Here is a 21,193-nt window from a genome sequence, read left to right as displayed (position 1 = left end):
ATTATTGAGCGCTAGCTTCTGCTTGTGGAATTTCAGAAATAAAGGCAGAATCTGCCTCCACGGCTTTGCCTTTGCTCCAACTGAAGCGTTTAATCACAGGAGTTGCGCCATTTAAACGGACTTCAATAAAGTCTGGATTAAAGCCTTTAGGCATGCTCCAGCGCCCTGTTAAACGCTCATAATTATCAAAATTAAAATTGCTGTCTTCCATCGGAACAACCAGCACTTCTGTGCCTTGAATTAAACGCAGTTCTACCGTACCACTTGCACGTCGCTTGTTTGGACTCACTTGTACCAAATCGACCTGATATTCATAAGCATTGTCTGGTAATGGTTTCACCCCAAGATTTTGCACGGTCAGGCTTAAACCACCACGTTGACGCAAAACTTCACGATAAATCGCACTCATGCCTTCAGTACGTTGCTTATCTTCAGTTGCTTGAGTGAAAGCTTGATACAAATCATTGGAGTTACTGACCGCAACATCGCGTTCTTGAACCGCAGCATTTAAGCTCTTATTCAGACTTTCCAAACGCGTTTTTTGTTCTTGCACCACTTCAACCAGTTGTTCTGCATCGGCATCGTAACCAACCACAGTTAAGCCCTGACGATGCCCGACTGAATAGCCCAAAAAGCCACTACCTAAAATTAAAATGGCAGCACCAATTGCCAAAGGCACATTGCTTTCAAGAAATGGCTTTTTTTCTGGCGGTGTAGATGAGGGTGTCATGCTTGAATTCGACTGTGACGTGGTTTCTGTATCGGTGTTATGCATCGTCATCTCTTGTTTTGATTCATTCAAAGCACACATTTAAATCGAAATCTAAATGTGTGTGAAGTTGAAAAACGTGTTCTTATGGTAATAAACCAATCACCTCAAGTCCTGCATGTTCTGCAAAACCAAACATGAGGTTCATATTTTGTACTGCTTGCCCTGCTGCACCTTTCACCAAGTTATCTTGTGCCACCAAAAGTACTAATTTTTTCGGTTGTGGCTTATACAATGCGATACGCAACTGGTTAGCGCCACGTACTGAGCGTGTTTCTGGTGAACTGTTGGCTGGCATGACATCTACAAACTGTTCATTGGCATAAAACTGCTCATACAGGCTTTGTAAATCTGCTGCATCACCTGCATCAGTTAAATCTACATAAATGGTGCTGAGCATACCGCGAATCATAGGTACTAAATGCGGTACAAACACAATGTGATTAAACACATCTTTTTGACCCGAAATATTTTCCAATGCTTCTACAATTTCTGGATGATGACGATGCCCCGCAACGCCATAAGCCTTAAAGTTGTCGGCATTTTCAGAGTAAATCATGCCCAAACTGGCTTTACGCCCTGCACCAGATACACCCGATTTTGCATCAATAATAATACTTTCAGGTTTCACTAAAGCTTCAGCTTGTTTAAATAATGGCGCTAAACCAAGTTGCACTGTGGTTGGATAACACCCTGGGTTACCAATCACCTGTGCTTGTTTAATTTGTTCCCGGTTGAGTTCAGACAAGCCATAAACTGAATCTTTTAAAATGTCTGGGCAAGCATGTTGCATGCCATACCATTTTTCAAACTGTGCTAAATCTTGCAAACGGAAATCTGCTGCTAAATCGACTACTTTGGTATTGGCTGCAACAAGTTCCGCAGCATGTTGCATGGCAACGCCATGCGGTGTAGCAAAGAACACCACATCACACTGTTTTAATTCTTCGATGTTTAAATCTGAGTAGCATAGGTTTGTGTGCCCACGCAGGCTTGGGAACATATCATCTACACGGCGACCCGCTTCTGTACGTGAAGTCAGTACATTTACTTTTACATTTGGGTGTCGTAGCAAAAGACGCAATAATTCAACGCCTGTATAACCTGTACCACCGACAATACCAACTGAAATCACGTGCATTACCTCAATTCAAAAGCATGTTTAAGCTAACGCTATAGTATGACAGGAAGTTTTGGTTTTCTAAACTGTTTTACTAGGGTTTTGGGGCTTTTCTTTATTCTGTTGATTTTATAAAAGATGATTTGGATTGTAGTCAATACGTGCAACACCTTTGCATTGTAGTCTTATCATGTGGGTGTTGGCTTTTTTATTGATACCACCACCAAGGCAAAGACGTTGTTTTTAACTGCTTGCGATGCTGCAAATAGTGCGCATCATGCCGTTGTACTTCAACCCAAAATGCAGGACTATGATCAAAATGTCGTGTATGCGCCAACTCATGCACAGCAACATATCGCACAATTTGTTCAGGAAACAACACCAAGGCGCTATTGAGCATAATATGCTGTTGCGTACTGCAACTGCCCCAACGGGTTTTCGGTTGACGAATTGCGCACTGTTTAAATGGCAAAGCAATTTCATGACTGACTGTTTGCAAATATATCGGCAACATTTGTTTGGCATAAGCAATAACAAAGGCTTTTAAATATGCCGCAGGTTGGCGGTCACTAACCCATAGGCAATGCTGTTTTAAATCTAAAATAAAACTGTGTTTTTGTGTTTGATAATGAATATTTAAAGGCTTAGCCAAATTAAAAAGTGATAACTGATTTGGCAATTCACGCCGAACAAGTCCTTGCTGCGCCTGCTGTTTATGCCAAGTTTCAATCATCCACTGTTCAGATTGCTGCAAAAAATCCTGAATTTGTCGCTGAGTACAATATTTCGGTACAGTTAAGCGAATTTGATGCGGCTCGACACGCAAACGTAAACGTGTTGCTTTTGCATGTGGTGTGATTTGAATTTCAGGTAAGTCGGATAATGTCATTGTTGTTCTTTTATTAAATCCTCCCCGACCCCTCCTTTAATAAAGGAGGAAGAAAAGCCCCCCATTAAAAACAAGGGACTTGGGAGACGAATTAAACCGCAGTACGTTCTTCAATGCCGTTATTGGTCGCTACAATTGCAATATCTGCTTTATTGATGGCAAAAATACCATTGGTCACAACACCCGGAATATCATTCAAGGTTTTTTCTAATTCCAACGCATTTAAAATATTTAAATTATAAATATCTAAAATCACGTTACCGTTATCAGTTACCACACCTTCACGGTAAGCAGGATCGCCACCTAAAGCCACAATTTTACGTGCTACCGCAGAACGAGCCATTGGAATCACCTCAATTGGCAATGGAAACTCACGTCCTAATTGCTCTACCCATTTTGAATCATCGACAATACAGATAAACTTACGTGCAATAGAAGCCACAATTTTTTCACGGGTCAACGCTGCGCCGCCGCCTTTAATCATGTGCATGTGACGGTCAATTTCATCTGCACCATCAACATAAGCATCTAAACTGCCCACAGAGTTCATATCGACCACTTCAATACCAAGTTTCTTTAAGCGCTCCGCAGTCGCTTCAGAACTTGCCACAGCTGCTTCTAATTGTAATTCAGGCAATAAATCAATCAGGAAATTCACTGTACTGCCTGTACCTACCCCCAAAATCCCGCCTTTAGGCAAATGTTTTAATGCTGCTTTGGCAGCCGCTTGCTTCTTTTCATCTTGGGTAGCATACAGACTCATGACTTCACTCAACTATTTTTGACATTTGTTGCCGATTTTACAGCGCAAATGTGCAGGGGTTTGTTACAATAACCCCCTATTTTAAACTGTTAGATGGAAGATTAACATGCTGTCTCGTTTGGTTCGACAAATTTTACAAGCAACGGTCTACGATGTTGCAATCGAAACCCCACTCGACGCAGCGCCACGAATTAGTGAAAAACTGAACAATAACATTCGCTTTAAACGTGAAGACTTACAACCTGTATTCTCTTTTAAATTGCGTGGTGCGTATAACCGTATTAGCCAATTACCCAAAGACCAACTTGAACGTGGTGTAATTACTGCCTCTGCAGGCAACCATGCGCAAGGTGTAGCATTGTCTGGGCAAAAACTGGGCATTCGCGCCATTATCGTTATGCCTAAAACCACGCCAGATATTAAAGTACAAGCGGTAAAACGCTTGGGTGGCGAAGTGGTATTACATGGTGACTCATTTGATGTTGCCAACAAATATGCAATTCAACGTGCTCAAGATGAAGGCATGACTTTTATTCCACCGTATGACGATGAATTGGTCATGGCAGGTCAAGGTACGATTGCCAATGAAATTTTGCGTCAATGGCGCGATGTCGAATATGTTTTCGTTGCTGTTGGTGGTGGCGGTTTAATTGCAGGTGTTGCAGCCTACTTGGGCGATGTCGCACCGCATGTCAAAGTCATTCCTGTAGAATATGATGAATCGGCTTGCTTAAAAGCGGCTTTTAAAGCCAATGAACGGGTTATTTTGCCGCAAGTGGGTTTATTTGCCGATGGTACTGCTGTCGCACAAATTGGTGAGAAACCGTTTGAAGTTTTACAACTACAAAAATCAGATCAATCAGGCCCAATTGTTGAGCGCGATGTAGTTTTGGTGAATACCGATGAAATCTGTGCGGCAATTAAAGACACCTTTGATGAAAACCGCAGCATTGTAGAACCTTCAGGTGCAATGGCTTTGGCAGGCATCAAAAAATATGTCGAGCAACACCAATTGCAAAATAAAAATATTGTGTCAATTGTCTGTGGCGCAAACATGAACTTTGACCGTTTACGCTATATTGCGGAACGTACTGAACTCGGTGAACATAAAGAAGCAATTTTTGCCGTGACCATTCCAGAAGAAAAAGGTGCGTTCCTTAACTTCTGCCGTGCGCTGCAAGGTCGTAATATCACCGAGTTTAACTACCGCGCCAGCGATGCTACTGCTGCACAAGTCTTTGTCGGCATCAGCTTAAAATCTGGTGAAAAAGAACGCCACGACATTTATGAGTTACTCAAAACCCAGTACGATGTTGATGATTTGTCGGATGATGAAGTAGCAAAACTACACATTCGTTATTTGGTCGGTGGTCATGCCGATATTGAAAATGAACGTCTATTCCGTGTGGAATTTCCAGAGCGTCCGGGTGCATTACTGACTTTCTTGGAGCGCTTAGGCCCAACCCATAACATCACCCTGTTCCATTACCGTAACCACGGTGCAGCGGAAGGTCGTGTATTGGTCGGTTTAGAAGCTTCGGATGCCAAACAGAACCCAGATGGTTTAATTGAAACTTTGGAAAAGATCACTTATCCATACCAAGAGATTACTAATAACTTGGGTTATCAGCGTTTCTTAAAATAACCGATCACACATCTCAATAAGTGCAAAAAACCGCTGATTTCAGCGGTTTTTTAGTCATATTGCTACAGTATAGAGCCCTAAAATATTTTAGAATATTGGAAGAATAATATAATTTTTCAGGATGATGCTATGGCACAATTTGCTGTCATTGGTTTAGGTAGCTTTGGTGCAACTGTGGCGACACAATTGGTCAAACTCAACCATGATGTCATTGGGATTGATAGCAATAAAAAGTTTGTAGAAAACATTGCCGATCAAATTACCCATGCGGTGATTGCCGATGCAACCGATGAACACGTTTTGGAAGAACTGAATATTCAAAATTGTGATGCAGTGGTGGTCGCCATTGGTGAAGATATTGAAGCCAGTATTTTGTGTGTCTTAAATTTAAAGAATTTGGGTATTTCTAAAATTTACGTTAAAGCCAAAAGTAAAGCGCACACCATGATTTTGACCCATTTGGGCGTAAGTAAAATTATTCACCCTGAAGAAGATATGGGCGTTCGCATCGCGCAATCGCTGAGTTATCCGATGGTGAGTCGTTATATGAGCCTAAACGACAACCACTATATTGTAAAAGTAAAAATTAAAGACAACTTGCATGGCACGCGCATTCATAGTCTGATGTCACATGCACCCGAGGTTAAACTTTTACTGTTTAAACGTGCCGAAACGATTTTCTATACGCTTGAATCCAATTTAATGCTACAAACAGATGATATTTTGGTGGTTGAAGGACAACTTGAACCATTAAAACGCTTATCTAAACAATTTAAGTCAGAATGAAAAAAACAGCGAAACAACCAATCAAAACTGTCAATTTAAGCCCACCCAGTCTTTTGGCACTGGGCTTTTTAAGCTTTATTAGCATTGGCACAATCTTGCTGAAACTGCCCATTTCCCATCATGGCGAGATGAGTTGGATTAATGCCTTATTTACTGCTACATCTGCAGTGACGATCACTGGATTGTCTGTAGTGAATATTGGCGATGCTTATACCGTATTTGGGCAAATGGTCATTATGTTGTTGTTACAATGTGGTGGCTTAGGTTTTATGACTTTTGCGATTTTAGCGGTTTTAAGTTTGTCATCCAAAATTGGTTTAAAACAACAAATCATGGCGCAAGACACCATTGGGCAAACCAACCTGTCTAAAGTGTCGATGACCATTAAAAGCGTGTTGCTCTACTCATTGTTTTTTGAAGGGATTGGCACGGTTATTTTAACCTTGGCATGGATGCAGGATTATCCATTTAGCGATGCATTTTTCTATGCGGCTTTCTATAGTGTTTCAGCCTTTAACAATGGTGGATTTTCATTATTTCCCAATAGCTTAATGAGTTTTGCAGATCAATACCTGATTACCTTAACTATTAGTATGCTGTATATCATTGGCGGTATTGGTTTTGTGGTACTCATGGATATTAAACGTGCCAAACGCTGGAAAAAACTCTCACCCAATAGCAAGCTGATTTTATCGACCATTGCTGGTTTAAACTTTGTGGCCTTTCTGCTGATTTGGGCGATTGAAGCCAATAATCCACATACCCTTGCAGCCATGAGTATTGGCGATCAAGCCCTCAATGCATGGTTTCACGCTACCGTTCCTCGCTCATCAGGCTTTAATAGTCTAGATGTCGCAAGTATGCAAAATAGCTCGACCTTGCTCACCATGCTTCTGATGTTTATTGGTGGTGGTTCGCTCAGTACCGCAGGCGGTATTAAAGTTGGCACATTTATTATTGTCATTTTAAGTGTGATCAGTTTTTTAAGACGTTCAGATGAGGTGCGTGTGTTTAATCATGCTGTACCTGAACGTACCACCTTTAAAGCTTTGGCGGTGATCAGCATCACAGGTATGTTAATTTGCCTCGGTTTGTTTAGCTTACTTGCCCTTGAACCGAAACTGAATTTTTTAGACCTGTTGTTTGAGGCTGTATCTGCAGCGTGCACGGTGGGTTTATCCCGTGGTGTTACAGGTGAATTACAACCTGCCAGCTTAATTATTTTAATGTTGTTGATGTTTGCAGGTCGTTTAGGGCCGCTGACTTTGGCTTATTTAATCGCCACACCACAAAAAAGCCGACTTAAACATCCAACCGCAGATATTCAAGTTGGATAAAAGCTGGATACGATCCGACTTCAAAAACAAACGCCAATCTTCAAGATTGGCGTTTTATATTCAGCGAGCAATAATGAGAAATCAATCTTAATCTACTTAAAACCAATTCATTAAAGACACACCCAAACCAACATAGGTGGCGCGGTGGTTATAATCAATCAGGCTTTCACCATAACCATCAAACAATTGGAAATGACCGCGTAATTTTCCACTGATTGGGAAAACCCAGTCAAACTGTGCTGCACCGTGCGCGTCATCACCGCCTTTTAAGCTATGACGAAGCATCAAAGAAAAGTCATGCTCTTTCCAGCGATAAAATGCCAACATATCGCCACGCCCGATATAATTTTTAATTTCAGGGTTATTGTCATCGCTGCGGTCTTCTTCAATGCGATACCACGGACGTAACATCAAGGCAAAATTGTCTTTTTCAAAACCTAAATTAAAAATCACCCGATTCCAACTGCGTGATAATGGATCAGAACGACCATTGGACTGGTGATTCAATGTCAGCCCCATCAAACGCCCATGTAAACCAAAAAGCTGATAATTGGTACGGAACATTAAACTGGCTTCAGGCTCATAATTGATTTCACGAAATGGGCGTGACTCATCACCATTGTAAACTTGCCAGCGAGAAGACTGGGTATATCCTAACCAGACATCACCATTATTCCCTAGCAAGTTCTCAACCGCTTTGGTTTTTAAAGAAAGCTGAAATTTACTTTCCATTGAAGTAAGATTCTGCTCCTCACCCAATTGAACTGTGTTTTGCTTATTTAAACTTTGAGGACGTTCGTTTTTATCACTGGTCCAAAAGCCGGGCATTAAATACACAGGCTGATAAGCACGTAAATTCCATGTACCCAACTTACTGTCTGCCGAAAGTTCCCAACGCTTATCCAGTAAAGATACATTCGGATCAAGCTTTGGTACATCAAAAGAAAATAAATTGCTTACGCTTACTGCAATTTTTTCTGTCACCGTTTCGGGTTCAGGCGCTAGTGCCTGAGCAGCTTGACGCTCGCTAATCAGCGCTGTTTTTTCTGCTTCAGGAATTTTAAACAGAGCATCGTAACACACCAAACGATCAGCATTTGACTCTAAAGCCACACAGGCTTCAGGTGTTGCAGGTGCAACTAAGCTAGCTGGGTCTTGTGCATAGGTTTTCGCCACAAACACTGTGCTGAGTGCGGCAACACTCAGCGACAGTCCTGTGCGTTCAAACAGTTTGAACGCGCTCATAAATCCCCCCAAGTTTTCGTTGTTATTTCACGTATCAGTTCACTTGTTTAATTTCAAAACCAAGTTCGAGCAATGCTTCACGTTTTGACACAGGTGCGACTACGGCTTTAGATGCTTGCTGCTGACGCAAATATTGCTCTGCAACACGTTTTAAATCGTCTAAAGTCACCGCCAATAAACGCTCACGTAATACTGTGCGGAATGAGGGTGTACGCGCGTGCAATAATGCATAACATGCAGTAATCGCTTCACCTGCAGGCGAACCCGGTTTATCCATGCTGGCAATCAAACCTAAAATCGCTTCTTCTAGTTGATGCGGCAACTGCTCTGCATTAAATAACCAATCAATACTCGCTTCAAAGTCTGCAAAAGTTTCTGCCAAGCGTGGGTCACGATAACTATAGAAACGGAATGAACATGCATTGCCATCGTAGCTTGCACCGCCACCGTAAGCGCCGCCTTTTTCACGGATTGCGCTGTGTAAGAAACCATTGCGCAAATATGCAGCCAATACCATCAAAGGTGCAGCATCAGGATGCGACACTTCCACCGCAGGATACGCTGCTGCACAGAATTGCACATTGGCTTGAATCAACCATGCTTGATCTTGCGCTGAATCATCTACAGGAACTTGAGTTAAAGCAGCAGGATTTTCTGCAACAGTAAGTTTATCCCAAACTTCTTGAACTTCTTCGACCAAACGGTCAGATTGATGTTCTTCACATACCAACAAAAATTGTTTAGGTGCTTGCAGTAATTTATGGTGGATCAATTGCAATTCAGCAATCAGTTTCTCGTACTCCGCTGTATCTTTTTCAATTTTAGCAACCAAGTCAGCCAACCAATTTAATGCGCCCAAACCTGTGTTGTTGTAATCACGCTGCGCCAAAGCACTGTGATGACGCCCTGCAATTTGCATGGCATAACTGTGCCCCGAACCCGACAAACGTGACTGCCAACGGGTTTTTCGTTGTTGTAACAGCTCGATAATGCGGTCTTTTTCATCAAAACGTAATTGCTCAAATGCTAATTTCAGCAAGCGGATGGCTTCAAGATTATTCACCAAAGACTTAGTGGTTAATGTGAGCCATGCACTGATCTGATTTTTGTCATCGACTTTAGAACGTAAAGATGCACCCATGCCCAAACCACCGCTAACTGCGGTTTGTAGCTGTTGCAATTCTAAATAGCCGTATTCACCTGCACCCACTTCGCCCATTAAAATGGACAGCAAATTAAAGTATGGCGATTGTACAATTTCATCTGGAATTTGAATCAACACTTGCTGATAGTAAATTCCATTGGTTCCTGCATGATATAAATTTAAAGGATAATCAATGCGGTTACTGATAATTTCACGCAACTCACCCTGCACAATATGCAAGGCTGCAGGCACATCTTCCAAACCAACTTTTGGCAATAAGTTCAAATCATCGGGCGTATCTTGACGGACTTTTAAAGCTTCCGTTTGCGCGACGATTTCTGCTTTTTGCTCATCTGTGAGTTGTGCGCCAATTTCAGCCAAACGTGCTTTTTCAAGTGCAGTATCTTTGGCCGATTTTTCTGCATCCGGTACCAAAGTCATTTGCACACGGTGTGGGTTATCAATTAAATGTGTCTGAATTAATTGCGATAACCACATTGGGTCTTTAAGTTCTTCTTTGACTTGTTCAATTGCGGTATCTACATCCCACACCTGAATTGGGTCATTGTGGTGAATTGCACTGCTTAAACCATTTAAAATCAAGCTCAACCCGTATGGCATACCATCGCCATTAATTTCACGCTGATGCAATTCAATTTGATGCAAAATTGCATCAACCAAAGCCGTATCTACAGGCTGCGCAGCCACGTCTTGTAAAACTTTTAAAACGCCCGCCTGAAATTCTGCTGCATGTTCAGGGTTAGAACCTTGCACACCACAGAAGAACGTCATTTCAAAGTTGGAATCATCTACACCCATCAATGGCCCTGTAGATTGTGCATGCGCCCAAGTTTCCAAATAATGACGCAGTGGTGATGCAGAGTTTTCGAGTAAAACACCTTCAACCAAACGCATACCCAAGCGTAATTTAATATCGCTCGCTTCAGGCAATAACCACGCCAAAACATGATAAGTTTTATCTTTGAGTTCTTCTGCATCGACTGCATAACTTTCAGTCACTGACACTGGTGCTGCTAAACGACGTTCAGGTTTCGAATATAGCGTTTCGCCCTGCTCAAATTTCGCCAAAGCCAACTGTTCAAACTGTTCTTGTAAATCGTATGCAGGCGTATTGCCAAAAGTCATAAATACCGCATTACTTGGGTGATAATGTGACTTATAAAAATCTACCAATTCTTGATAGGTTAAATCTGGAATATCTTTCGGGTCACCGCCTGAATTGTAGTGATAAGTCGTTTCAGGGAATAAATGATAAGCCAATTGATGATAAAGCTGATCGGATGGCGAACTCATCGCACCTTTCATTTCATTAAATACCACGCCTTTATAAACAGGCTCGCCATTTTCCAGCTCAATACGAATACCTTCCTGAGCAAAATCCAGAGGATTTAAATTGGCTGCAAAAGCCGCATCCATATACACCGCAAGCAGGTTTTGGAAATCTTTTTTGTTTTGTGTTGCAAATGGATAAGCCGTCCAATCTGCCGCGGTAAATGCGTTCATAAAAGTATTCAATGAACGACGAATCATTAAAAAAAACGGGTCACGGACAGGGAATTTTTCAGAACCACACAACGCAGTATGTTCTAAAATATGTGCCTCACCTTTGGAGTCCATCGGCTGAGTGCGAAATGCGACTAAAAATACATTTTCATCATGATCTGTCGCCAAATGATAATGCACCGCACCTGTAACTTTATGTTTATATTCAGACACTAAAATGTCTAAGGCTTCAACATGGTGTTGACGTACCAACTGAAACGCAGGATGTACAGTCTGGGAAATGGTTTCAGTGACATCTACAGTCATGTGATCTCCTAAAAATAAGCAAATAAAAAACTAAAGCCATTATAGCTTTAGTTCTTTAGATAATTCACGTTGAAAACCCGACTAAATTGATTGAAATTTGCAAAGTATCAACAAAATGCTGCCTACACTGCTGCTTGTAGCATGAGCAAAACTAGATCAGGTATTTAAAATAACTATAGTTTGGATGATTTTCGACATACACATAATTCTGTTTTTGATAAAAATGCGCTGCCGATTTGGTATCAGTGTTTAAACACAACGCCGAAAAATTAGCACGTGCTTTTTTCTCTAAATGTTGCAAGAGCTGTTTACCTACGCCATGTTTACGATAATTTGGCAAAACATAAAAACGACGTACACGTCCAATACGACTTTCAATATCTTGCTCATTCCATTGCTGGTTTAAGCCACCACATGCAACCAATTGATCACCATCGTAAACAAACAATAAAAACTCACCAGGCTGATTAAAGCGGTTTTTACCACTTTCCCATTCTTCAATTAAACGATGGACAAAATCAAAGCCTTCTTGAGCAGCATGTTTGGCCAAAGTCTGAATTTGCGTTGGTAACTCTTGTGCTTCTTTAATTTCGATGTTCATCTAACCTTCCTGATAACTCTGCTAAACCCCTATTTTTCATCAATAACATTCATTCAGCTGAATTTTATTCATGAAACTACAGCAATCCTGAGCATTGGTGTAAACTTAGCGTTTTTAATTTTGACTGTGATTTAAAGACATGGCAACTGTTGACCTTTTTGCAATTGGTAATGCATTAATTGACCAAGAATTTCAAGTCTCGGATGACTTTCTCATTCAACATAGCTTGCAAAAAGGTACTATGCAATTAACCGATGGTGAAACACAAGCAAATTTATACAACAACTTAATTAAAACACAAAGACATAAAGGCCAAGCTTCGGGTGGTTCTGCCGCAAATACCACCGTTGCATTTAGTGCTTTAGGTGGTCAAGCCTTCTATGCCTGCCGTGTTGGTAACGATGAATTGGGTGATATTTACCTCAAAGGCTTAAATGAAGCAGGTATTCACACCACAACCAAATCGGTCAGTGAAGGCGTTACAGGGACTTGTATGGTACTTGTGAGTGATGATTCTGAACGTACCATGCATACTTACTTGGGCATTACCGCAGAACTTTCTGCTACACAAATTGATTTTGAGCCACTTAAAACAGCAAAATGGCTTTATATCGAAGGTTATTTATCTACTAGTGATACTGCACGTGCTGCGGTAAAACAAGCGCGTGAAATTGCCAAAGCCAATCAGGTTAAAATTGCACTGACTTTATCTGATCCTGCCATGGTGCAATATGCGCGTGAAGGTTTGGATGAATTACTAGATGATGGTGTGGATTTGATCTTCTGTAACCAGCAAGAAGCCATGATGTACACAGGAACGGAAACGGCTGAAGCGGCATTAGAACAACTAAAACAAAAAAGCAAATACATTGTCATTACATTGAGCGCACAAGGTGCCCTAATTTATGATGGCAACAACGCTTTTTCTGTACCAGGTCGTCAAGTCACTGCTGTTGATGCCAACGGTGCGGGTGATGCCTTTGCAGGTTCATTCCTGTATGCACTCAATGCAGGCTTAGGTTTCCAAACTGCAGCTCAACTTGCCATTCTGATTTCAAGTGAAGTGGTTTCTCAATTCGGCCCTCGTCTTGCGGTAGAAGATTACGCTAAACTTTTGCATAGCATTCAAAAGGAATCTGCATAATGAATAAAATTTGTATGATGGAAGACATTCCTGAGCGTGAAGCACGTGCCTACGAAACGCCAAATGGTGACACAATTTTTATCACCCAACGTGATGGCATGTATTACGCTTACCAAAACGTCTGCCCACACCTACAAGTGGAATTAGAATTTTTAGAAAACCAGTTCTTAGACCGCGACCAAGAATATATCGAATGCTCAACGCATGGTGCATTGTTTATGGTTGAAACAGGTGAATGTATTTCTGGCCCTTGTTTAGGTCAATCACTTGAAAAAGTCGAGATCAGCGTTCATTCAGATGGTGGGATTTACTTGATGAACGACTAACTTTTTTGCAACTTTCAGAAAGAAGCGAAAAGTTCCAAATCTTAGCTCTATACAAAACTAGATCATTTATCTATGCTCTCTAAGCAGAGCTAGATCAATGATCTGTGTCTAAATAGCATCACCTATAAATATTTCAACACGTGAGTTTAGCGCATGCATGAGTTTTTATCTGATTTGAACTTAATGCCCTTTCACCTCAGCCTAGTTGTTTTATTGCTACTCAGCACTGTCGAAACGATTGGTTATTACTTTAATTTTCGTCCAAGTCAGTTGCTCAAGCGTGCATTTTCACAACGGATTACAGAATCACCACTTTTAGATGTTAAATTTTCTAAGGTACTGATTTTTATTTTTTTACTGATGAATTTCAGTGTTGCAGGATATTTTTTACAGTTTTTAATTTACTCACAACAACAACATTTCGTTCCCGCTTATTACATTATTATTCCAGCGTTTATTATTGCCATCTTTTTTACAGTCTTTATGATTCACTGTTTAGACCAAGTGATTAAGCCCAAATATAGCGTGCGCCAAGTCGATTTACTCGGACGTTTAGCCACAATTTCCAGTGGTAATGCCCGTCCTGGTTTTTCTGCACAAGCACGTGTACGTGATGAGTTTGGGCAACTGCATTATGTGCAGGTTGAACCTGAATTTGGTGAACTTGAATTTCAAGCTCAAATTATTATTGTGCGCAAAAAAAGATCTCACTATCTTGCCAAAAAAATTTCGGCATCAAATAACCTATTTAGCAATCAATAAGTTATTTTTTAAGATTTAAAACCAATCTTGCTGACCTAAGAAAGTTAAAATTTTTCACTCAAACTCAACGCAATCTGTTTATTTATAAATGATACACTTCATGTGATCTGAACAATATTTAAACAAACTTATTATGAAAAAATGCTATTTACGTTAGACTAAGCCAAAGACAAAGCACCACTACATTGTAGGGAAATAAAAAAAATGTGCGGAATCGTCATTAAACTTTAACAAATGAATGAGAATAATTATTAGCTGATAATATCTCTAATTTATTGTGGTTTTTAGATTGATTTTTATTCATAGCAATTTAGTCAGATTTGCTTTTTTAAAATATAAGCATTTTAGTCAGATTTGGAATTATTAATTACAAGTGTTCCTGTCAAGTTTAAAAAATACTAATTCCTCCCGTTTATTATCAGCAAAACACAAAAACAAACCATTGATTTATAATAAGTTAACAATATATTTTCATTTTAACTGTGCCAGCTATTTTTTTTTGTATGTTTTTGTTTAATAATATAAAACACAGTTTAAAAAATAGGCTTATAAAAGTGAGCTTAGTTCCTAAAGATTTAAATAGAAAAGTAGTTCGTGAACTCACGGTCATTTTAATAATTAAGGTCGTGCTGTTAATGGTCATCAAAAATATTTGGTTTGATGCCCCAACTATTCCTCAAAATTTTGATTCACAAGTTGCTGAGCGTATTGCTGGCAGTCCTTCCTCAATCAAGGAGACACGTTGATGATTTCTGAAAGCGTGGTCGATCTCTCGCGGTTCCAATTCGCAATGACCGCGATGTATCACTTTATTTTTGTTCCACTGACTTTAGGTCTGGCTTTTATTCTTGCCATTATGGAAACCACGTATGTGATTTCTGGTAAAGAAATTTATAAAGACATGACCAAATTCTGGGGAAAACTCTTCGGTATTAACTTTGCCTTAGGGGTAACCACTGGTTTAACCATGGAGTTCCAGTTTGGTACAAACTGGGCGTATTACTCACACTACGTGGGTGATATCTTTGGTGCACCACTCGCAATTGAAGGTTTAATGGCCTTCTTCTTAGAATCGACCTTCATTGGTTTATTCTTCTTTGGATGGGATCGCCTCTCCAAAGTGCAGCACTTATGTGTAACGTGGCTGGTTGCGCTTGGTTCTAATATGTCCGCTCTCTGGATTTTAGTTGCCAACGGCTGGATGCAGAACCCAGTGGGTTCTACCTTTAACTACGAAACCATGCGTATGGAATTGGTTGACTTCGGGGCGTTAATTTTAAACCCTGTTGCGCAAGTTAAATTCGTACACACTGTTTCTGCAGGTTATGTAACGGGTGCTATTTTCGTTTTAGCGATTTCAAGTTATTACTTATTGAAAAAGCAAGACTTGCCATTTGCGCGTCGTTCATTCGCTATTGCAGCAATTTTCGGTTTAGCTTCTACTTTATCTGTAATTCTACTTGGTGATGAATCAGGTTATGAATTAGGTGATGTTCAAAAAACCAAACTCGCAGCAATTGAAGCAGAATGGGATACTCACCCTGCTCCTGCAGCGTTCACTTTATTTGGTATTCCAAACAAAGAAACGCAAACGACAGATTACGCAGTTAAAATTCCTTATGTAATGGGGATTATTGCAACGCGTTCTATCACCGAAGAAGTGACTGGTATTAAAGACCTGATCGCAAACCACGAAGTTCGTATTCGTAACGGTATGGTTGCTTATCAACAACTTGAGCAATTACGTGCGGGCGACCAATCTCCTGAACTTAAAGCTGCATTTGAGCAAACTCAAACCGATTTGGGTTATGGTTTATTGTTGAAAAAATACACGCCAAACGTAGTAGATGCGACTGACGAACAAATTAAAATGGCTGCTGCGGATACTATTCCACACGTACCAAGTTTGTTCTGGGCATTCCGTGCCATGGTAGCTTCTGGTTTCTTAATGCTGTTGTTATTCGCACTTGCAACTTTTGCAGTGGCTAAACGCAACGCAGAAAGTAAACCTTGGTTATTAAAATTTGCGTTATTCTCATTACCATTACCTTGGATTGCAGCGCAAACAGGTTGGTATGTAGCAGAAGTTGGTCGTCAACCATGGACAATTGGTGAAGTACTTCCAACACACTTGTCTGCATCTTCACTCAGCACTGGCGACGTATGGGGCTCAATCATTGCATTGGCAGCGTTCTATACCGTTTTGCTGATTATTGAAATGTACTTGATGATCAAATTCTCACGTCTAGGCCCAAGCTCGCTTCATACTGGTAAATACCACTTCGAGAAAATTGAAGCTGCGAAAAAAGCCAATGAGGAGGCTTAAGCATGATCGAATATGAATTACTCAAAATCATTTGGTGGGTGTTAGTGGGTGTATTACTCATTGGCTTTGCCCTCACCGATGGCTTCGACATGGGCTCAATGGCGATCATGCCATTTGTAGGTAAAAATGACGAAGAACGCCGTGCTGCAATCAACACGATTGCACCGCACTGGGATGGTAACCAGGTTTGGTTCATTACAGCGGGTGGCGCGTTATTTGCTGCTTGGCCAATGGTATATGCAACAGCATTCTCAGGCATGTATTGGGCACTACTCTTAGTTCTGTTTGCCCTATTCCTGCGCCCAGTTGGTTTTGACTACCGCTCAAAACTTGAAAACACCAAATGGCGTACATCTTGGGACTGGGGTTTGGCTGTAGGTGGTGCAGTTCCTGCATTAGTGTTCGGTGTTGCGTTTGGTAATATGTTCCTTGGCGTACCATTTACCCTAGACGAAACTGTACGTTCAACATATACAGGCAGCTTCTTTGCATTATTAAACCCATTCGCTTTAGTGTGTGGTTTAGTCAGCTTGTCTATGCTTTGCGCGCATGGTGGTGCATGGTTAATGCTGCGTACCGATGGTGACTTACGTGCACGCTCTGCAAAAGCAACGCAAATCATGGGCATTGTGTTCCTTGTGTGTTTCTTGGGTGCAGGCGCATGGCTATACTTCGGTGGTATCGAAGGTTATACCCTAGTCACTCCATACGACACGAACGGCGTAGCAAACCCATTGGCTAAAGAAGTTTTAACCAATGCAAACCCAGGTTGGATGAACAACTACTCAGCGTACCCTATTACCATGATTGCACCAATTATGGGCATCTTGGGCGGTATTTTGATTATTCTTGCAGCAGGTAAAAACAAAGCTGGTTTAAGTTTCACAGGTTCATCTTTAGCGGTGATCGGTGCGATTTTAACTGCAGGTTTTGCATTGTTCCCATTCTTAATGCCATCAAGCCTCAACCCAGTTGCAAGCTTGACCATGTGGGATGCGGTATCAAGTAAAAACACATTAACTGTAATGACTGTTGCAGCATGTATCTTCGTACCAATTATTTTGCTATACACCACTTGGTGTTACTACAAAATGTGGGGCGTTATCACCAACAAGCACATTAAAGAGAATTCACACAGCCTTTACTAAGGCTGTGTCTAAGGAGAATAAATTATGTGGTACTTTGCATGGATTCTCGGTATTCTGATGGCATGCTTTGCAGGTGTCTTGAGTGCCCTGTATATTGAATCTCATCAAGACCTTGACGAGGAATAATTAGATGACAGACACTGCAGTGAACGCTGAAACAACAGTTCAAAAACCGAACAAGATTGCGATGGTTATTTCATGTTTATTGGCATTCCCACTCGCAGCTGTACTGCTTCTTCATCCAGCAGCAATGCTGGATGCCAACGGTGAATATAGCCACCGTGCCATGATGTTTATTATGATTGGTATTTCAGGTGGCTTTGTACACGGTGTTGGTTTTATTCCACGCTTCTGGTTTTGGAAATGGTTATTTAGCCCATTTGTGGCTTGGCCATTGATGATTTGGGGTTATTACACTTGGTTCCTTTAATGAAGTGTAAATAAGTTCCTTAAAAAGAGCGCGATATGCGCTCTTTTTTATTGGCCTAATTTTAGGAGCCGCAGATCATTCCTTGCATCTTCATTATAAAAAACAGCGTACAAAATTTTGAAACGCACAATCTAAAAGATGAACTAATCTCAAAATTCAGGTATTAAAAAGCCAAACGCTGGTGTTTGGCTTCTTTCTCAACAATATTTTTATAACTATCGATGACAATACGTCTTGCTTAAAGCATATTGTTATTTTGGCTCAATGGGTGCAAACGGTGCAACCACATCGGCATTTTGCGCACGATGACGCATGAAATGATCCATCAACACAATCGCAAGCATAGCTTCTGCAATTGGCGTTGCACGCACACCTACGCAAGGATCATGGCGTCCTTTGGTCAGTACGTCTGTATCTTCACGGTTTAAATTAATGGTTTTGCCTGGCGTGGTAATACTGGCTGTTGGTTTTAAAGCAATCGCAACACGAATATCTTGACCACTAGAAATACCGCCTAAAATACCGCCTGCATGGTTCGCCAAAAAGCCGTCAGTGGTCAGTTCATCACGGGTTTCATGCCCAAACTGCGCTGCCACTGCAAAACCATCTCCAATTTCAACGCCTTTCACAGCATTGATAGACATCATGGCATGGGCAATATCGGCATCTAAACGATCAAAAACAGGTTCGCCCCAACCCACAGGCACTTTTTCAGCTACAATTTCCAGTTTTGCACCACAGCTTGTACCCTGTTCACGCAAAGACGTTACCAATGCTTCAAAACGTGGTACAGCATCGGCATCGCCACAGAAAAATGGATTATTTGGTACTTCGTTCCAATCTAGCTTTTCAGCTTTTTCTGTGCCAATTTGCGTGACGTGACCACGAATCACAATTCCAAATTTTTCGAACAGGTATTTTTTTGCAATTGCACCTGCTGCAACGCGCATTGCTGTTTCACGTGCGCTTGAACGTCCACCACCACGATAATCGCGGAAACCATACTTTTGCGTATAGGTATAGTCTGCATGCCCGGGGCGGAAAGTCTGTGCAATATTGCCGTAGTCTTTCGACTTTTGGTCGGTATTACGAATAAGTAAACCAATTGAAGTTCCAGTGGTTTTACCTTCAAAAACACCTGAAATAATTTCAACTTCATCGGGTTCTTTACGCTGTGTCGCAAACTTAGACGTACCCGGTTTACGGCGATCCAAATCTTTTTGTAAATCTTCTGCAGACAGTTCAATCCCCGGTGGCACGCCATCGACAATCGCCATCAGACCTACGCCATGAGATTCACCACAAGTCGTTACACGGAAAAGTTGCCCTATACTATTACCTGCCACGTCCAACGACTCCTTATGCTTGAACAGATTGAATAAATAAATCGCGATATTGACGGCATTGTGCTGCAGTCAATGCAAAAATACCTGAACCACCTTTTTGGAATTTTAACCAGTGCAAATCAACCGTGTTGAAATTCTGTTTCATCGCCCATTCAGAATTACCTACTTCAATCACAATCAGACCATCTTCAGTTAAGTAATCTGCCGCCTGCGCCAACATTTTACGGACTAAATCTAAGCCGTCTTGCCCTGCAGCCAATGCCAATTCTGGCTCATGATGGAATTCTTCAGGTAAATCTGCCATATCTTCCGCATCAACATACGGCGGGTTAGATACGATTAAATCATACTGATTTTCGGCTGGGATTTTGGCGAATAAATCAGACTCAAGCAACGCCACTTGGTATTGTTTGTTGTGATGTTCACAGTTAATTTGTGCGACTTCCAAAGCATCTTTTGAAATGTCAGTTGCATCGACTTCAGCATCTGGAAAAGCATAAGCCAAAGCAATCGCAATACAACCTGAACCCGTGCACATATCCAAAATACGTTGTGGGGTTTTAGGCGCAGCATTGGCTGGTAAATTGTTATCTGCTTCGCGCATTTGACCTTCTTCATCTAGGCAATATGGCGCAAAACGATTTTCAATTAGCTCGGCAATAGGTGAACGTGGAATTAGAACACGCTCATCGACATAAAATGGTTTTCCGAAGAAATACGCCAAGTTTAATAAGTAAGAAGTTGGTACTTTTTCATTGATACGGCGTTCGAGCAAGCTTAAAAATTCAGCTGCTTCGCTCGGCAATAATTTTGCATCTAAAATTTCAGCGTCTGCATTCCAGTCTAAAGACAAAGTTTGTAACACCAATGCAGAACTTTCTGCAAAATAATCTTCTGTACCTTGACCTAAATGTGCATCGTATTGACGTAGTGCTGTAACCCCAAAGCGAATAAAATCACGAATGGTTGATAGGTTTTCAGCAGCTTCCTGCAAATGTTCAGGGCTAATTGTCGGTCGATCCACTTAAGGCGCTCCAAGGTCAAATTTTAAAACGCCTTATGATACCTTGTTTTGCTCGGTTTTATAATGTTTAAGCAGTTTCCAAGTAATTTATTTACTATGGTTTTACTTATTTGATTCCCACAAACTGACCTTGATAATAATCAGCGCGCTCTGCTGTTTGCAGCAAAACACATTGTGCACGTTGTAATGCGGCAAAATCGCTTTGAGTCGATAAATAACAGCGTTGTTTTACACGGTTTTCCCAAAGTTGATGCTGTTGTTGAATATTACTGGCATTGCCTGCGCTGCGTTTTACATAGGCTTTATAGTGTTTTTTGAGTCGTTTGGTTTGTGCTTTTTGCTCAGTTTTAATACATTTTTGCGATTGGGAAATTTTGCCATAACTATTGTTCATACATTGCGTATAGCCTTGTGAAACGCCATTCGCCCAAACTTGAGCTGTACCCAAAGTCAGCATCCCCAATAGTGTAAATATCCAAACTTTCATATTTTCCCCTGAGCGCAGTCTGTTTTTAAAGCGCGGTAAATTTTCAATATTTTATAATTTTACAAAACCCA

Annotated in this window: 21 protein-coding genes; 11 read left to right on the top strand and 10 right to left on the bottom strand. The window is 41.0% G+C overall.

The window, feature by feature from the left end; genetic code table 11:
- Position 1: 1 nt before the first annotated feature.
- The 4 genes from F947_RS06275 to rpiA all read right to left on the bottom strand — a co-directional run bounded on the left by F947_RS06275 (position 2) and on the right by rpiA (position 3,541).
- Positions 2–775, bottom strand: a complete 774-nt coding sequence (locus F947_RS06275) for a DUF6776 family protein (protein ID WP_004973436.1) — start codon at positions 773–775, stop codon at positions 2–4.
- A 79-nt stretch (positions 776–854) separates the two neighbouring features.
- Positions 855–1,910, bottom strand: coding sequence for an N-acetyl-gamma-glutamyl-phosphate reductase (gene argC / locus F947_RS06270; RefSeq protein ID WP_171062573.1), 1,056 nt, complete (start codon positions 1,908–1,910; stop codon positions 855–857).
- A gap of 187 nt (positions 1,911–2,097) precedes the next feature.
- On the bottom strand, positions 2,098–2,778 hold the full coding sequence (locus F947_RS06265) for a M48 family metallopeptidase (RefSeq protein ID WP_004973431.1): 681 nt from the start codon (positions 2,776–2,778) through the stop codon (positions 2,098–2,100).
- Positions 2,779–2,869: 91 nt separating this feature from the next.
- Positions 2,870–3,541 carry a ribose-5-phosphate isomerase RpiA gene (gene rpiA, locus F947_RS06260; protein ID WP_004973429.1) on the bottom strand — a complete coding sequence of 224 codons (672 nt, stop codon included), beginning with the start codon at positions 3,539–3,541 and terminating at the stop codon, positions 2,870–2,872.
- Positions 3,542–3,647: 106 nt separating this feature from the next.
- Between rpiA and ilvA the strand changes: the two genes are divergently transcribed.
- The 3 genes from ilvA to F947_RS06245 all read left to right on the top strand — a co-directional run bounded on the left by ilvA (position 3,648) and on the right by F947_RS06245 (position 7,309).
- Positions 3,648–5,186, top strand: a complete 1,539-nt coding sequence (ilvA, locus tag F947_RS06255) for a threonine ammonia-lyase, biosynthetic (protein WP_004973427.1) — start codon at positions 3,648–3,650, stop codon at positions 5,184–5,186.
- 129 nt (positions 5,187–5,315) lie between these two features.
- The gene (locus F947_RS06250) at positions 5,316–5,972 is read left to right on the top strand and encodes a potassium channel family protein (RefSeq protein ID WP_004973425.1); all 657 of its coding nucleotides are present in this window, start codon (positions 5,316–5,318) and stop codon (positions 5,970–5,972) included.
- Positions 5,969–7,309, top strand: coding sequence for a TrkH family potassium uptake protein (locus F947_RS06245; protein WP_004973423.1), 1,341 nt, complete (start codon positions 5,969–5,971; stop codon positions 7,307–7,309). Before F947_RS06250 ends, F947_RS06245 begins: the two co-directional genes overlap by 4 nt.
- A gap of 96 nt (positions 7,310–7,405) precedes the next feature.
- Here F947_RS06245 and F947_RS06240 read toward each other — a convergent pair whose 3' ends face one another.
- The 3 genes from F947_RS06240 to F947_RS06230 all read right to left on the bottom strand — a co-directional run bounded on the left by F947_RS06240 (position 7,406) and on the right by F947_RS06230 (position 12,129).
- Positions 7,406–8,554, bottom strand: a complete 1,149-nt coding sequence (locus tag F947_RS06240; RefSeq protein ID WP_004973421.1) for a phospholipase A — start codon at positions 8,552–8,554, stop codon at positions 7,406–7,408.
- 34 nt (positions 8,555–8,588) lie between these two features.
- Entirely contained in the window at positions 8,589–11,528 is a 2,940-nt protein-coding gene (locus tag F947_RS06235) for an insulinase family protein (protein WP_004973419.1), read from the bottom strand.
- 151 nt (positions 11,529–11,679) lie between these two features.
- Positions 11,680–12,129, bottom strand: coding sequence for a GNAT family N-acetyltransferase (locus tag F947_RS06230; protein WP_004973417.1), 450 nt, complete (start codon positions 12,127–12,129; stop codon positions 11,680–11,682).
- A gap of 139 nt (positions 12,130–12,268) precedes the next feature.
- Here F947_RS06230 and F947_RS06225 point away from each other — a divergent pair, with 139 nt between their 5' ends.
- The 8 genes from F947_RS06225 to F947_RS06190 all read left to right on the top strand — a co-directional run bounded on the left by F947_RS06225 (position 12,269) and on the right by F947_RS06190 (position 18,265).
- On the top strand, positions 12,269–13,273 hold the full coding sequence (locus F947_RS06225) for an adenosine kinase (protein WP_004973415.1): 1,005 nt from the start codon (positions 12,269–12,271) through the stop codon (positions 13,271–13,273).
- A gap of 14 nt (positions 13,274–13,287) precedes the next feature.
- A complete protein-coding gene (locus F947_RS06220; RefSeq protein WP_171062577.1) occupies positions 13,288–13,599 on the top strand; it encodes a Rieske (2Fe-2S) protein in 312 nt (103 codons plus the stop codon).
- A 153-nt stretch (positions 13,600–13,752) separates the two neighbouring features.
- Positions 13,753–14,361 (top strand): OB-fold-containig protein, encoded by a 609-nt coding sequence (locus F947_RS06215; protein ID WP_004973411.1) that lies wholly within the window; start codon positions 13,753–13,755, stop codon positions 14,359–14,361.
- Positions 14,362–14,915: 554 nt separating this feature from the next.
- A complete protein-coding gene (cydP, locus tag F947_RS06210; protein WP_004973408.1) occupies positions 14,916–15,107 on the top strand; it encodes a cytochrome oxidase putative small subunit CydP in 192 nt (63 codons plus the stop codon).
- The gene (locus F947_RS06205; RefSeq protein WP_004973406.1) at positions 15,107–16,687 is read left to right on the top strand and encodes a cytochrome ubiquinol oxidase subunit I; all 1,581 of its coding nucleotides are present in this window, start codon (positions 15,107–15,109) and stop codon (positions 16,685–16,687) included. Before cydP ends, F947_RS06205 begins: the two co-directional genes overlap by 1 nt.
- A gap of 2 nt (positions 16,688–16,689) precedes the next feature.
- A complete protein-coding gene (cydB, locus tag F947_RS06200; RefSeq protein ID WP_004973405.1) occupies positions 16,690–17,835 on the top strand; it encodes a cytochrome d ubiquinol oxidase subunit II in 1,146 nt (381 codons plus the stop codon).
- Positions 17,836–17,859: 24 nt separating this feature from the next.
- On the top strand, positions 17,860–17,961 hold the full coding sequence (gene cydX, locus F947_RS14250; RefSeq protein ID WP_004860610.1) for a cytochrome bd-I oxidase subunit CydX: 102 nt from the start codon (positions 17,860–17,862) through the stop codon (positions 17,959–17,961).
- A 4-nt stretch (positions 17,962–17,965) separates the two neighbouring features.
- Complete coding sequence (locus F947_RS06190; RefSeq protein WP_004973403.1) at positions 17,966–18,265, top strand: cyd operon YbgE family protein; 300 nt, start codon at positions 17,966–17,968, stop codon at positions 18,263–18,265.
- A gap of 251 nt (positions 18,266–18,516) precedes the next feature.
- Here F947_RS06190 and aroC read toward each other — a convergent pair whose 3' ends face one another.
- The 3 genes from aroC to F947_RS06175 all read right to left on the bottom strand — a co-directional run bounded on the left by aroC (position 18,517) and on the right by F947_RS06175 (position 21,122).
- Complete coding sequence (aroC, locus tag F947_RS06185) at positions 18,517–19,611, bottom strand: chorismate synthase (RefSeq protein ID WP_004973401.1); 1,095 nt, start codon at positions 19,609–19,611, stop codon at positions 18,517–18,519.
- 13 nt (positions 19,612–19,624) lie between these two features.
- Complete coding sequence (gene prmB, locus F947_RS06180; RefSeq protein WP_004973398.1) at positions 19,625–20,635, bottom strand: 50S ribosomal protein L3 N(5)-glutamine methyltransferase; 1,011 nt, start codon at positions 20,633–20,635, stop codon at positions 19,625–19,627.
- 106 nt (positions 20,636–20,741) lie between these two features.
- Positions 20,742–21,122, bottom strand: a complete 381-nt coding sequence (locus tag F947_RS06175) for a lysozyme inhibitor LprI family protein (RefSeq protein WP_004973395.1) — start codon at positions 21,120–21,122, stop codon at positions 20,742–20,744.
- Positions 21,123–21,193: the final 71 nt, after the last annotated feature.

Source organism: Acinetobacter towneri DSM 14962 = CIP 107472 (assembly GCF_000368785.1).
In the GTDB taxonomy this organism is placed as follows: domain Bacteria; phylum Pseudomonadota; class Gammaproteobacteria; order Pseudomonadales; family Moraxellaceae; genus Acinetobacter; species Acinetobacter towneri.
The sequence above is the reverse complement of the archived record's forward strand: the minus strand, read 5'-3'. Positions and strand labels throughout refer to the sequence as shown.